Origin of the sequence: Pseudomonas sp. zfem002 (genome assembly GCF_032621685.1) — a bacterium.
Taxonomy (GTDB): Bacteria; Pseudomonadota; Gammaproteobacteria; order Pseudomonadales; family Pseudomonadaceae; genus Aquipseudomonas; species Aquipseudomonas japonica.
The window spans coordinates 46221-59321 of record NZ_JAVYJH010000011.1 but is presented as its reverse complement, the minus strand read 5'-3'; the positions used below and the strand labels follow the sequence as shown (position 1 = coordinate 59321).

Sequence of the window (13101 nt, the reverse complement as noted above, 5' to 3'; positions counted from 1 at the left end):
TCCGCATATACCGCCGGACCTTGTGGGAGCGGGCCGGGCGGCGTTCCGATTGCCCGCGATGAATCCACCCCAGTTAGCGGATCAGACGAGCCAGCCCCTCCAGCAATCGCTGCAAGGCCCCCTGATTGGCCTGCATCACCGCCAACCCCGCATCGCCCATCCTGCGCGCATCCCGCGGCAACTCGATCAGGCGCCGCACTTCGGCCGCCAGCCCCTCGGCATCGTCCACCTCGCGCAAGGCCCCCGCTTCCCGCAACATCGCGCTGATTTCGAGGAAGTTGAACACATGCGGCCCCATGATCACCGGCAATGCCAGCGCTGCCGGTTCCAGGGGGTTGTGCCCGCCGGTGGGCACCAGGCTGCCGCCGACGAAGGCGATATCGGCCAGGGCGTAGAGAAAGAGCAGCTCGCCCATGGTGTCGCCAAGCAGCACGCGGGTCTGCCCATCCAGCGCTGCACCGGACGAGCGCCGCACCGTGGCGAACTGCTCGCTGCACAAGGCATGCACGGCGTCGAAGCGCTCGGGGTGACGCGGCACCAGGATCAGCAAGGCGTCGCCATGGCTCTCCAGCAACTGCCTGTGCGCGGCCAGGATCAGCGCGTCCTCGCCATCATGGGTGCTGGCGGCGATCCACAGCGGGCGCTGCGTGGCGCCCCACTGCGCACGCAGTTCACGGGCGCGGGGCAGCAGTTGTTCGTCCACCTTGAGGTCGAACTTGATCGAGCCGGTCACCTGCACGCACGGCGGGCGCGCGCCCAACTGGCGGAAGCGCTCGGCCTCGGCTTCGGTCTGCACCGCGATCAGGCTCATTTCCTCCAGCATCGGCCGGGTCAGGCCGGCGAAGCGCGCATAACCACGAGCCGAGCGCTCGGACAGCCGGGCGTTGGCCAGGGCCACGGGGATCCCGCGTTTGGCGCACTGGTGGATATGGTTGGGCCACAGCTCGGTTTCCATGATGATCGCCAGCCGCGGCTGCACCCGGTCGAGGAAGCGCCCGGCCGCCCACGGCAGGTCGTAGGGCAGGTAGCAGTGCTGGATGCGCGGCTCGTTGGCGAACATCGCCCGGATCCGCTCGGAACCGGTGGGCGTCATGCAGGTGATGGTGATCGGCAGTTGTGGATAACGCTCCAGCAGGGCGCGGATCATCGGTGCCGCGGCGATGCTCTCGCCCACCGACACCGCGTGCACCCAGATCCCGCCCGGCTTCAGCGGCGGCAGGCCGAAGGCGAAGCGCTCGCCGACACGCTGGCGATAAGCCGGCGCCTTGCGCCCGCGCAGGAACAGGCGCAGCGCAACCAGCGGCAGGCCCAGGTGAAACAGCAGGGTATAGAGGGTTCTGTTCATGGCGCGGGAGTGTACAAGGAAGCTATCGGCATTGCCTCTGTGTTGCCTTCGAGGGCCTCATCGCGGGCAACGCCCGCTCCCACAGGATCCGGCGCTGTATGCGCTCCTTGTAGGCGCGGGCATTGCCCGCGATGAGGCCCGAAAGATCAGCCCATTTCCCGCAGATGCACTGCAAACCGCTCCGCCAACCACCGCGCCGCCGGCCCCAGCGGCTCATCCCGCCGCCAGGCCAGCTCCACCACCAGCGCCGGCGGCCGCCATTCGCAGTCCAGCTCGACCATATGCTGCTGATAGGTCGGGTACTGCACCACATGACGCGGCAACCAGGCCCAACCCAGGCCACGCATCAGCAGTTCGGCCATCACATAGAAGCTGTCCGCCCGCCATACCTGCGGGCTGGCCGGCTCGCCGCCGGCATAACCGCTGTCCCGCGGATTGACCAGCAACTGCCGATGCCGCGCCAGATGCTCGCAACTGACCCGTTCCAGCGCCGCCAGCGGATGCCCCACCGGGCACACCGTGACCATTTCGATACTGCCCAGGGCCCGGCGCTCCAGCGCATCGGGCACGCGCTCATGGTGAAACAGCAACCCCAGGTCGGCCCGGCGCTCCACCAGTTGCCGCGCGACGTCACCCTGGGCGCTGCTGGCCAGTTGCACTTCAAGCAACGGAAAGCGCTGCGACAGCTCTTCCAGGCTGCCGATCACCGGCGGATAGGGCATCGCCTCATCCTGCGCCAGACGCAGGCGCGGCTCTTGCCCGCGCATCAAGGCCGAGGCCCGGCCATCCAGGCGCTCGCACTGGCGCAGCAACTCCCGCGCATCCTCGAGCAAGGCCGCACCCGCCTCGGTCAGTTGCGGCTGCCGCCCGCTGCTGCGCTCGAACAGGGTCAGGCCGAGGTCAGTCTCCAGCAGCGCGATGGCATTGCTCACCGCCGACTGGGCACGACCGTCGGCCCGGGCCACGGCGGAAAACGAACGCCGCTCGGCGACTTCGACGAACAGGCGCACCTGCTCCAGACTCCACTGCGGTTGGACCATGGAACCTATCTCCAAAAGTGATAGGAAATGACTTTACCGCATCTGGCCAATCCCTAGAATGCGCGAGCCATCAGAGGAGTCCGAATCATGAATGCCTACACCTATCTCGCCATCGCCATCTGCGCCGAAGTCATCGCCACCGCCTCGATGAAAGCAGTGAAAGGCCTGAGCACGCCGCTGCCGCTGCTGCTGATGATCTGTGGCTACGCAGTGGCGTTCTGGATGCTGACCCTGGTGGTACGCAGCATTCCGGTGGGCATCGCCTATGCGATCTGGTCCGGCCTGGGCATCGTCCTGATCAGCGTCGCCGCCCTGGTGATCTACGACCAGAAGCTGGATCTGCCGGCGATGCTCGGCATGGCGATGATCGTCGGCGGCGTGGTGGTGATCCAGCTGTTCTCGAAAACCGCCGGGCATTGATGACGCACAACAGGCTGTATACTTGCCCGCCTGTCCAGCTTGTTGAGGTAACTGCATGTCATCGGTCATTTCCACCGACGTCCTGATCGTCGGCGCGGGGGTCGCGGGTCTCTGGCTCAATGCCCGTCTGCGGCGCCTGGGTTACTCGACGGTGCTGGTGGAACGCGCCAGCGTCGGTGGCGGGCAGACCCTCAAATCCCAGGGCATCATCCACGGCGGCGCCAAGTACGCGCTGCACGGTGCCCTGAGCGGCGCCTCGGAAGCCATCGCCGACATGCCGCGGCGCTGGCGCGAGGCCCTGGACGGCAGCGGCGAGCTGGATCTGTCCGGCGTGCGCCTGCTGTCCGACGCCCACTATCTCTGGTCCCCCGGGACGATCGCCGGCAACCTCACCAGCTTCTTCGCCAGCAAGGCGGTGCGTGGCCGCGTCGACCAGGTCAAGGGCGAACAACTGCCGCCAGCCCTGCAGGACCGCGCCTTCAAGGGCAAGGTCTATCGCCTGGCCGAGCTGGTGATCGACGTACCGAGCCTGCTGCAACGCCTGGCCGAACTGGCGGGCGACAGCCTGCTCGCCGGCGAGCGGATCGAGCCGTTGCGCGACGGCGACGAACTGCTCGGCCTGCGCGTCGACGGCCGCGAAATCCGCGCCCAGCGCGTGGTGCTCAGCGCCGGTGGCGGCACCGCCGAGCTGCTCGCCGACCTCGGTCTGAGCCAGCCGGCCATGCAGCGCCGGCCGCTGCACATGGTCATGGCCAAGGGCCCCAGCCTGAAGCCGCTCTACGCCCACTGCCTGGGCGGCGGGCCGAAGCCGCGCATCACCGTGACCACCCACCCGGCCGCCGACGGCCAGTGGGTCTGGTACCTCGGCGGCGACCTCGCCGAAGCCGATGGCGTGGCCCGCGAACCCGAGGCACAGATCGCCGCGGCGAAGAAGGAAGTTGCCAGCCTGCTGCCGTGGGTCGACCTCAGCCAGGTGCGCTGGGCCACCCTGCGGGTCGATCGCGCCGAGCCGGCGCAATCCGGCCTGGTCCGCCCGGACAACGCCTTCCTCGCCGAACAGCAGCGCCTGCTGGTGGGCTGGCCGACCAAGCTGGCCCTGGCGCCGGACTTCGCCGACCGCGTGCTGCAGGCCCTCGACCGCGACGGCATCCGCCCGGGCAACTGCCCCGCCCTGCCCGACCTGCCGAAGCCCGCGCTGGCGCAAGCGGAATGGGAGCGCCTGCTGCCATGACCCTGCCGACCCTGCACAACCTGCATCGACCGCTGGGCAACACTGGCCTGATGGTTTCGCCGCTGGGCCTGGGCACGGTGAAACTGGGCCGCGACCAGGGCGTGAAATACCCCAACGGCTTCACCATCCCCGACGACCAGGCCGCCCGCCTGTTGCTGGCCCAGGCCCGTGAGCTGGGCATCAACCTGATCGACACCGCGCCGGCCTATGGCCGCAGCGAGGAACGCCTCGGCCCGCTGTTGCGCGGCCAGCGCGATCAGTGGGTGATCGTCAGCAAGGTGGGCGAGGAATTCGACGACGGCCAGTCCCGCTTCGATTTCAGCGCCGCCCATACCCGCGCCTCGGTGGAGCGCAGCCTGAAGCGCCTGGAGACCGAGTGCATCGACCTGGTCCTGGTCCACTCCAACGGCGATGACCTGCGCATCCTGGAGCAGGAAGAGGTCTATCGGACCCTTGCCCTGCTCAAGCAGGAAGGCAAGATCCGCGGCTTCGGCTTTTCCGGCAAGACCGCCGAAGGCGGCCTGAAAGCACTGGAGCAGGGCGACTGCGCGATGGTCACCTACAATCTCAACGAGCAGGCCGAGCGCCCGGTGCTGGACTACGCCGCCGCCCATGGCAAGGCGATCCTGGTGAAGAAGGCCCTGGCCAGTGGCCATGCCTGCCTGAGCCCGGGGGTCGATCCGGTGAAGGCCAGCTTCGAGCTGCTGTTTGCCCACCCCGGCGTGAGCAGTGCTATTGTCGGCACCATCAATCCGCTGCACCTGGCTCACAACGTGGCGACCGTCGCCCAGGTACTGCGCCAGCCCTGAGCCGCCGCCGCGGCCGACCCCAACGCAAGAAGGAGCCGACATGCCGCGAACGCTGATCCGCAAGAACCCAAGCAACTTCAAGACCCTGCCCCTCCATGTCGAAGCCGGCCCGGAGGGGTTGAGCTACCAGAGCATCGGCCGCCCGCTGAACTTCGCCCAGACCCTGCAGCGGCGCAAGGCCATCCAGTTGCCCGACCACCAGCGCTTTGCCGTCGAGCTGGCCAACCTCGGGGTCTCGGTGCGCCTGACCCTGTGCTGGCAGCACCGCGATTACTGGGTCCTGGTCCGTCAGCGCCGCCAGGACCGCGGCGACGTGGTGCTCAAGCTGATCTCCGGCTACGTGCCGGCCCAGGAACTCAACCTGCCGCTGCACACCGCGATACAGGAAGTCGCCGAGGAATGCCTGCTGGAAACCCCGGAAGGCTGGCTCGGTGGCCGCTTCAACGACACCTGGCTGCCCGCCCCCTACGCCGCCGCCCTGCATTACCGCGAAGCCCTGCCCTTCATCCTGACCCCGCACTCCGGTGCCGCACGCCCGGTGCGCTGTGGCAACCAGCAACTGATCGAACGGCCGCGGGCTTATGTGCATCTGCCCACGGCTTCGCTGCAACTGATCTACGACCTGCGTCTGCAGGTACCGAAGGAAGCCAAGTCACTGAGTCTGTTCCATGTCGATGAGCGCCTCGAAGGCGACCAACTGGTGGCCCGCCTCAACCGCGCCCGGCCCGACCTGTACCTGATGCCGCTGGAAGATGGCCAACCATTGCCGGAGCTGTATCAGTTGAAGAAAGACCGCCTGGTACCGGCCGGGACCCGGGGTCTGTATCTGGCGGAGAGTTTCGCCCAGCAGGAAGGCTGGGTGGTGAAGGAGGAGCGGATTCGCTGGAAGGACTGGCTGCGCCAGCAAGGGCTGACGCCGAAGAAGCCGGACAGCGGCTTGCAGCGGCTGACCGGGAAAGCGAAGGAGCTGTTGCAGATGGCGCGGGGCGGCTTGTAGGAGCTGGCTTGCCAGCTCCTGCAACCGCGTAGTTTCGGGGATTATCAGTTCTTGCGAATCTTCTCGACGATCGCCGTGGTCGAGCTGTTTTCCACCAGCCCCAGCACCTTCACCGTCCCGCCGTAGGCCTTGACGATATCGGCACCGACCACCTGGTCGACACTGTAGTCACCGCCCTTGACCAGCACATCCGGCTTGACCTGGGTCAGCAGGTTTTCCGGCGTGCCTTCCGGGAAGCTGATCACCCAGTCCACCGCACCGAGGCCGGCGAGCACGGCCATGCGCCGGTCGACGCTGTTGATCGGACGGCCCGGGCCTTTCAGGCGGCTCACCGAGGCATCGTCGTTGACCGCGACGATCAGGCGGTCGCCCTGGGCACGGGCCTGCTCCAGGTAGGTCACATGGCCCGCGTGGAGAATATCGAAGCAGCCGTTGGTGAAGACGATCTTTTCCTTGTGCGCACGGGCGTCGTCGATGGCCAGCAGGAGCTGGTCGAGGCTGAGCACGCCGCGCTCGGAACCTTCCTCGCGCTGGATCGCCCGGCGCAGCTCCGGCGCGCTGATCGCCGCGGTACCCAGCTTGCCGACCACGATGCCGGCGGCCAGGTTGGCCAGCCCGACCGCATGCGGCAGGTCCTCGCCGGCGGCGATGGCCGCGGCCAGGGTGGAAATCACCGTGTCGCCGGCACCGGTCACATCGAACACTTCACGGGCACGGGCCGGCAGGTGCAGGGCCGGATGATCCGGGCGCAGCAGGGTCATGCCGTGCTCGCCGCGGGTCACCAGCAGCGCGCCCAGCTCCAGCTCGCGCATCAGTTGCCCGCCCTTGGCCACCAGCTCGGCCTCGTCGGCGCAGCGCCCGACGATGGTTTCGAATTCGCTGAGGTTCGGGGTGATCAGGCTGGCGCCGCGATAGATGGAGAAATCCTTGCCCTTGGGGTCGGCCAGCACCGGAATGCCGCGCTCGCGGGCGGCCTGGATCAGGCGCTGGTGATTCTTCAGCGCGCCCTTGCCGTAGTCGGACAGGACCAGCACCTTGACCCCCTCCAGCAGGCCGTCGACTTCCGCGCCAAGGGACAGCGGGTCAGTGGCGAACGGTTCCTCGAAATCGATGCGCAGCAACTGCTGGTGGCGACTCATGACCCGCAGCTTGACGATGGTCGGCTGGTGGGCGATGCGCTGGAACACCGAGCGCACGCCGGCCGCCTGCAGGCTGTTGGCCAGGCTTTCGGCCGCCTCGTCCTGGCCGGTGACCCCGACCAGCGCAGCCGGCGCGCCCAGCGCGGCGATGTTCAGGGCCACGTTGGCCGCGCCGCCGGGACGGTCCTCGATCTGCTCGACCTTGACCACCGGAACCGGCGCTTCAGGCGAGATCCTGGAAGTACCGCCATGCCAGTAGCGGTCGAGCATGACATCGCCGACCACCAGTACCGGGGCTTGATCGAAACGCGGCATGGACAACTTCATGGAGAACCCATCAGACAGAATGAACAGGGGCGGGATATTAGCACAGGCGACGCATGTGCCAGATTACAGCGGAAAAGTCCGGGGACACGCCGTCCCCGGACAGGTGTATCAGGTGATGTCGGCCTTGCTCGGCTCGTCCAGCCCCATGGCATGCAGGCGCGCGTAGTAGCCGTTGGCGGCGAGCAGTTGCTCGTGGGTGCCGCGTTCGACGATACGGCCCTGGTCCATGACCAGGATCAGGTCGGCTTTCTCGATGGTCGACAGGCGGTGGGCGATGACCAGGGTGGTCCGCCCCTTCATGACCTGGTCGAGTGCCGCCTGGATATGCCGCTCGGACTCGGTATCCAGCGCCGAGGTCGCCTCGTCGAGGATCAGCAGCGGTGCATTCTTCAACAGCGCCCGGGCGATGGCCAGGCGCTGGCGTTGACCGCCGGAGAGCAGCACGCCGTTCTCGCCGACCTGGGTATCGAAGCCCTGCGGCAACTGATCGACGAAATCCTTGGCGTAGGCCGCGGCGGCGGCAGCTTCGATGTCCGCCCGCGGCGCGCCGGCCAGGTCGCCGTAGGCGATGTTGTTGGCCACGGTATCGCTGAACAGCGTGACGTGCTGGGTCACCTGGGCGATGTGCCGGCGCAGGTTGAGCAGGCGATAGTCCTCGACCTCGACGCCATCCAGGAGGATTTCGCCATGGCTGTGGTGGTAGAAGCGCGGGATCAGGCTGGCCAGGGTCGACTTGCCACTGCCCGAGCGACCAACCAGGGCGACCATCTGTCCGGGCTCGACGGAGAAGCTGATGTCGTCCAGGACCAGGCGCTCGGTGCCCGGGTAGGTGAAGCTGAGGTTGCGCACATCGAGACGACCGGTGACGCTGGCGCGCTCCACGGTGCCCTTGTCCAGCTCGGGCTCGACGTCCAACTGTTCGAAAATGCTCTCGGCACCGGCAACGCCCTTCTGGATCGTCGAGCTGACTTCCGACAGCTGGCGGATCGGCTTGGGCAGCAGGCCGGCCAGGGTGATGTAGGCAACCATGTCGCCCGCCGAGGCATCGCCGCGCAGGTACAGCACGAGGAACATCAGGATGGCCATGGCGGTGTAGATCACCAGCTGCAGCAGCGGCGTATAGATGGCGCCGGTGCGGGTCATGCGCAGCTGCTTGTCGGTGTTGCTCTGGCTGGCATTGAAGAAGCGCTTCTGCTCGTAGACCTCGCCGCCGAAGCTGCGCACCACGCGATAGCCCTGGATGGTCTCGGAGGCGACATGGGTCACGTCGCCCATGGCCACCTGGATCTTCTTGCTCTGCTTGCGGAATTTCTTGCTGGCGCGGCTGACCATGAAGGCGATCAGCGGCAGGATAGCGATCATCACCAGGGTCAGGCGCCAGTTCATCAGCAGCAGCGAGCCGAACAGGAAGACCACCGTCATGCCTTCGCGGATCACCACCTTGATCGCGTCCGTGGCGGCGCCAGTGACCATGGTGACGTTGAAGGTGATGCGGGAAATCAGGTGACCGGAGTTGTGCTTGTCGAAATAGCGGTTGGGCAGGGTCAGCAGGTTGTTGAACAGCTGCACCCGCAGGTCATGGACCAGGCCGAGGGAAACCTTGGCCAGGAAGTAGTTGCCGAGAAAGGAGCCCAGGCCCTGCCAGGCCGCGATCAGGATGATCAGCAGTGGTACCGCCTGGAGCAACTGCAGATCGCGTAGATAGGGTACGTTGGGAAACAGGGCGGCTTCGGGATTGGACAGGCCATCGACGAAATACTTGAGGATGTAGCCCAGCATCGGTTGGGTCGAGGCGAAGATCAGAAAACCCACGATACTCAGCAGAAACAGCCCGATATAGGGCCGAACGTAGCCAAGCAGGCGGAAGTAGATCTTCATGCTCGAAGGGCTGGCGGAGCCACTGGAGTCGGTCATATCACGCAAAGGGAGTGGAAATGGGAGGCCGACTTTAACACAGCTTCATGAGCCGGTATTCGCGGGGCGCCAGGCAACGGGCCAGGTTTCACTGCGCAAAGGCAAAGCCTGGGTTAGTATTGGCCTCCCGCACATCACGACCAGCGTACCGTATGCATCTGAGCAGCATTCATAACAGTGCCAATCGTCTCTTTGACGCTATCTCCCTTTGGGTCCTGCCGGTCGGCTATTTTCTCCTGCTGAGTTCGCTGTTTTTCCTTCCGGATCGCAGTGTTCATCACAAGCTGTACTACACCCTGTTCAGCATCCCGACACTGATAGCACTGTGCGTACGCCCAGGGGAGCTCAAAACCCTGATGCGCGAGCCGATCATCCTGCTGTTTACGCTGTTCGCGTTGTTCGCCGCGCTCAGCCTCGCCTGGAGCAGTTCGGACGAGGCCGCGGGCAGCCTGGTCAAGCGTCCCTTGCATACGTTCATGCTGTTCGCCGGAACCTGCCTGCTGCTGCGCTACCGCTACGAAATGGTCAAACCCATTCTCCTCGGCGCAGCGCTGCTGGCGCTGGTCGCCTCGATCCGCGAAATGCGTGATTTCGCCCTGACTGTCGCGCCGATGCTCGACACCCATGGTTTCGCCTGGCTTAACACCGCGGGGGTGCGCCTGGTGGGTACGGGAGCTCTCGACAACCCGCTGCTCAGTTCCCACCTGTTCGGCTTCTTCTGCACCTACTGGCTGTGCATGTGCGTCAACAGCAAGAAGCCGCTCGCCCTGAGCCTGTACCTCGTCGCGTTCCTCGTGATGTTCGTGGCGGTGGCCGCCACCGGCTCACGAACACCGCTGGTCGCCCTGACGCTGGTGGTGTGCTGGATCACCCTGCTGCGCTCCAACCGCCTCACCGCTGCGATGCTGCTGGCGGTACTGATCGCCGGCGCCGTCACGGTCGCCTGCGTACCCGAGATGATCACGGCCCGCGGCTCCTCCTCGCGCTTCGACATCTGGAAACTGAGCTGGCATATGTTCCTCCAGCATCCGCTGATCGGACACGGATACGACGCCCCGATGAGCCTCGACGTGGGTATCGGCTACACGCTCAGCGAACCGCACAACTTCGCCCTTGGCGTCCTCTACAACGTCGGCGTGGTCGGTTTCCTGCCGTGGATCGGCATGATCGCCTACGGCCTCTACAGTGGCTGGCGCAACCGTCGACAATGGATCTTCGTCCTGGCCTCGGCGCTCCTCGTCTTCGGCATCGGCGCCGGCCTGACCGAAGGTGGCGGGATCCTTTCGCGGCCGAAAGAGCACTGGTTCCTGCTGTGGATTCCTTTGGCGCTGATCGCCGCCCTGAACATCGCCCGCCGGACAGGCCGATTGTCTGCCGTGGAGCCGCGAAAAATACGTCGGGAAGAGGCCGAACGGCTGATGAGCGACGGCAAGGTCATCGAAGAAGATGGCCTGGGGCCGAAGGTGCTGCGCCTGCGGGACGACAGTTTCCTCAAGTTGTTTCGCCGCCGGCGCTGGTTCACTTCCGGTGCCTTCAACCCCTATTCCCAGCGTTTCGCCAACAATAGCCAGTGCCTCAACGCTCTCGGCGTCAGCGCCCCGCACATCCTCGACCTGCATATCCAGGAAGATGGCTGTCAGGGCGTGCTTTACCAACCACTACCTGGCCGCACCCTGCGTCAGGCGTTCGACGAAACTCGCTCGCCAGGGGCACGCGAGATCCTGGCTTATCGCCTGGGCCGCTTCATCGCGCAACTTCATGAGCGGGGCATATATTTCCGCTCCCTGCATCTGGGCAACGTACTGCTGCTGGAGAACCACGAGTTCGGCCTGATCGACGTGGCCGACATGCGCATCCTGCCCTCCCCCCTGTCCCGCGAGATGCGTCAGCGCAACCTGCGGCACATGCAACGCTATGCCGAGGATCGTCATTGGCTGTTCGAGGAAAATGTCGAAGCATTGCTCAGTGGCTATGCCGACATCGCCTCCGAGCGCAACACGCAATTGATCCGCAAGCGACTTCAGTCAACGGCATAAGAACTGGAAAACGATGATACTCACCGCACTCCTGCTGTCGGTCGCTGCGTATCTCCTCGCGTTGGGAAGTGCAGCGATTCTGGTTCGTGTCCCGATGATCGCCAGCAACCTGAAAACCACCGACGGCCGCTCCACAACCCTCGATGGCCTGCGCGGCTACCTGGCCTTCGGTGTGTTCATCCACCATGCGACCATTGCCTGGCATTTTCTCCAGAGCGGCCAGATCGACATGCCGCCGGAGCGCGTCTTCGCCCAGATCGGTCATGTCGGCGTCGCCCTGTTCTTCATGATTACCGGCTTCCTGTTCTGGGACCGGCTGCTCAAGCAGGGGCGCAATCTCGACTGGCAGGCGTTCGCGATTTCCCGCGTGTTCCGCCTGTATCCGCTGTACCTGCCATTGCTCGCCGCGGTCACCGTGACGGTGTTCTACGTGAAGGACTGGGCATTGCTGGAGACGCCGAGCGAACTGCTCAAGCAGCTGTCCCTGTGGCTGATCTTCGATCGTCCGGACATCAATCAGGTCCTGGGCACCGGAAACCTGATATCCAATGTCACCTGGACCCTGACCTACGAAGTGTATTTCTACCTGTCCCTGCCATTGCTGGGGATGATCTTCATCTATCGTGGCGGCCATGTGAAAACCATCGCCTGCCTGATCGGTCTGTACCTGCTGGCACAGATCGTCGGCTGGGAACATTCGCTGAAGAAGAAGTACCTGCTCAGCTTTGTCGGTGGCATCGGCGCGGCGTACTGGATCCGCAGGCCTTCGCTGGTCGCCTGGGGCCGCAGCCGGATCGCCGCGATCGTCGCGGTGGTGCTGTTGCTGGTGGTGATGACCCTGCTGCACAAGACCTTCGCGGTGTTCCCGCTGCTGCTGCTGAGCCTGTTCTTCTGCGTGGTGGTGTCGGGCAACGACCTGTTCGGCGCACTGGCCCTGCGCAGCGCCCGCTGGATGGGAGAGGTCAGCTACAGCACTTATCTGCTGCACGGTTTCCTGCTCTGGTGGGTGGTCTATCACCTGTACCCGCAGATGGGCCTGGCGCTGGACGACCCGTTGCCGTTCCTGGCAGTGATCGCCGTGTGCTGCGTACTGCTGGTGCTGATCAGCAGCCTGACCTTCCTGCTCTTCGAAAAACCGGGGATCGCCAAGGGCAAGCAGTTGGCGCAAAAGCTGCGTCTCAGACGCGAAACGCGGCAATCCGTCCCGACGGAAAAGGCCTGAACGGCTTCAGCGCTGGCGCGCGTAATCGAGAAAGGCCTGGATATCGTCGTTGCAGAGTTTTTCCAGGGCCTGACGGATTTCCGCCTCAGGCCAATCCCACCAGGCCGCCTGCAACAACTCGGACCGGACCTCTTCGGGAAAGCGCCAGTTGATGACCTTCGCCGGATTGCCACCCACGATCGCGTAAGGCGGCACATCGCGGGTCACCAGGGCACCGGCGGCGACGATAGCGCCGCTGCCGACGGTCACGCCGGAGAGGATGCTGCAATCGGAACACAGCCAGACATCGTTGCCGATCACCACGTCACCGCGGGTACCGTTGAAATCCTTGATATGCGCGGCCTCATCGAGCATTGCCGGGAACGGATAGGTGGTCACCCAGTCGGCGCGATGATGACCGCCGAGAAAGATCTGCACCCCCTCGGCGATGGAACAGTACGCACCGATCTTCAGCGTCGAGCCTTCCTGCCAGTCATGCACCTGCGGTAGTCCGTAGCTGCCGATACCGAACTCATAGTGCGGGTAGCGCGCCTTGAAGCGCGCCCGGCCGCGCTCGATGCGCGGCAGTTTGCGGATGGCGCGCTTGGCGCGCTTCTCGAGAAACCGTGCAATCCAGCCCAT

11 protein-coding genes are annotated in these 13101 nt (G+C 65.3%); 6 read left to right on the top strand and 5 right to left on the bottom strand.

The window, feature by feature from the left end; genetic code table 11:
- Positions 1-73: 73 nt before the first annotated feature.
- Both waaA and RTI28_RS14375 read right to left on the bottom strand, forming a co-directional pair.
- Positions 74-1345: a lipid IV(A) 3-deoxy-D-manno-octulosonic acid transferase gene (gene waaA / locus RTI28_RS14380; protein WP_316921044.1), complete on the bottom strand. Its 1272-nt coding sequence runs from the start codon at positions 1343-1345 to the stop codon at positions 74-76.
- Between the two features lie 146 nt (positions 1346-1491).
- Entirely contained in the window at positions 1492-2385 is an 894-nt protein-coding gene (locus RTI28_RS14375) for a LysR family transcriptional regulator (protein WP_316921043.1), read from the bottom strand.
- Between the two features lie 87 nt (positions 2386-2472).
- Here RTI28_RS14375 and RTI28_RS14370 point away from each other — a divergent pair, with 87 nt between their 5' ends.
- The 4 genes from RTI28_RS14370 to RTI28_RS14355 are packed head-to-tail and all read left to right on the top strand — an operon-like array spanning position 2473 to position 5842.
- Complete coding sequence (locus RTI28_RS14370) at positions 2473-2805, top strand: DMT family transporter (RefSeq protein WP_042120342.1); 333 nt, start codon at positions 2473-2475, stop codon at positions 2803-2805.
- Between the two features lie 55 nt (positions 2806-2860).
- Entirely contained in the window at positions 2861-4036 is a 1176-nt protein-coding gene (locus RTI28_RS14365; RefSeq protein ID WP_316921042.1) for an NAD(P)/FAD-dependent oxidoreductase, read from the top strand.
- Positions 4033-4845 carry an aldo/keto reductase gene (locus tag RTI28_RS14360; RefSeq protein WP_316921041.1) on the top strand — a complete coding sequence of 271 codons (813 nt, stop codon included), beginning with the start codon at positions 4033-4035 and terminating at the stop codon, positions 4843-4845. Before RTI28_RS14365 ends, RTI28_RS14360 begins: the two co-directional genes overlap by 4 nt.
- A 40-nt stretch (positions 4846-4885) precedes the next feature.
- Positions 4886-5842 (top strand): metal ABC transporter ATPase, encoded by a 957-nt coding sequence (locus RTI28_RS14355; RefSeq protein WP_316921040.1) that lies wholly within the window; start codon positions 4886-4888, stop codon positions 5840-5842.
- A gap of 44 nt (positions 5843-5886) precedes the next feature.
- Here RTI28_RS14355 and hldE read toward each other — a convergent pair whose 3' ends face one another.
- Both hldE and msbA read right to left on the bottom strand, forming a co-directional pair.
- The gene (gene hldE, locus RTI28_RS14350) at positions 5887-7308 is read right to left on the bottom strand and encodes a bifunctional D-glycero-beta-D-manno-heptose-7-phosphate kinase/D-glycero-beta-D-manno-heptose 1-phosphate adenylyltransferase HldE (protein WP_316921039.1); all 1422 of its coding nucleotides are present in this window, start codon (positions 7306-7308) and stop codon (positions 5887-5889) included.
- Between the two features lie 108 nt (positions 7309-7416).
- Positions 7417-9222, bottom strand: a complete 1806-nt coding sequence (msbA, locus tag RTI28_RS14345) for a lipid A export permease/ATP-binding protein MsbA (RefSeq protein ID WP_316921038.1) — start codon at positions 9220-9222, stop codon at positions 7417-7419.
- Positions 9223-9578: 356 nt separating this feature from the next.
- Between msbA and RTI28_RS14340 the strand changes: the two genes are divergently transcribed.
- Both RTI28_RS14340 and RTI28_RS14335 read left to right on the top strand, forming a co-directional pair.
- A complete protein-coding gene (locus RTI28_RS14340; RefSeq protein WP_316921037.1) occupies positions 9579-11258 on the top strand; it encodes a bifunctional O-antigen ligase/aminoglycoside phosphotransferase family protein in 1680 nt (559 codons plus the stop codon).
- Between the two features lie 94 nt (positions 11259-11352).
- Positions 11353-12480, top strand: a complete 1128-nt coding sequence (locus tag RTI28_RS14335) for an acyltransferase (protein ID WP_316921036.1) — start codon at positions 11353-11355, stop codon at positions 12478-12480.
- Positions 12481-12486: 6 nt separating this feature from the next.
- On the opposite strand, the gene RTI28_RS14330 is transcribed toward RTI28_RS14335, so the two are convergent.
- Positions 12487-13101: a CatB-related O-acetyltransferase gene (locus RTI28_RS14330; protein WP_316921035.1), complete on the bottom strand. Its 615-nt coding sequence runs from the start codon at positions 13099-13101 to the stop codon at positions 12487-12489.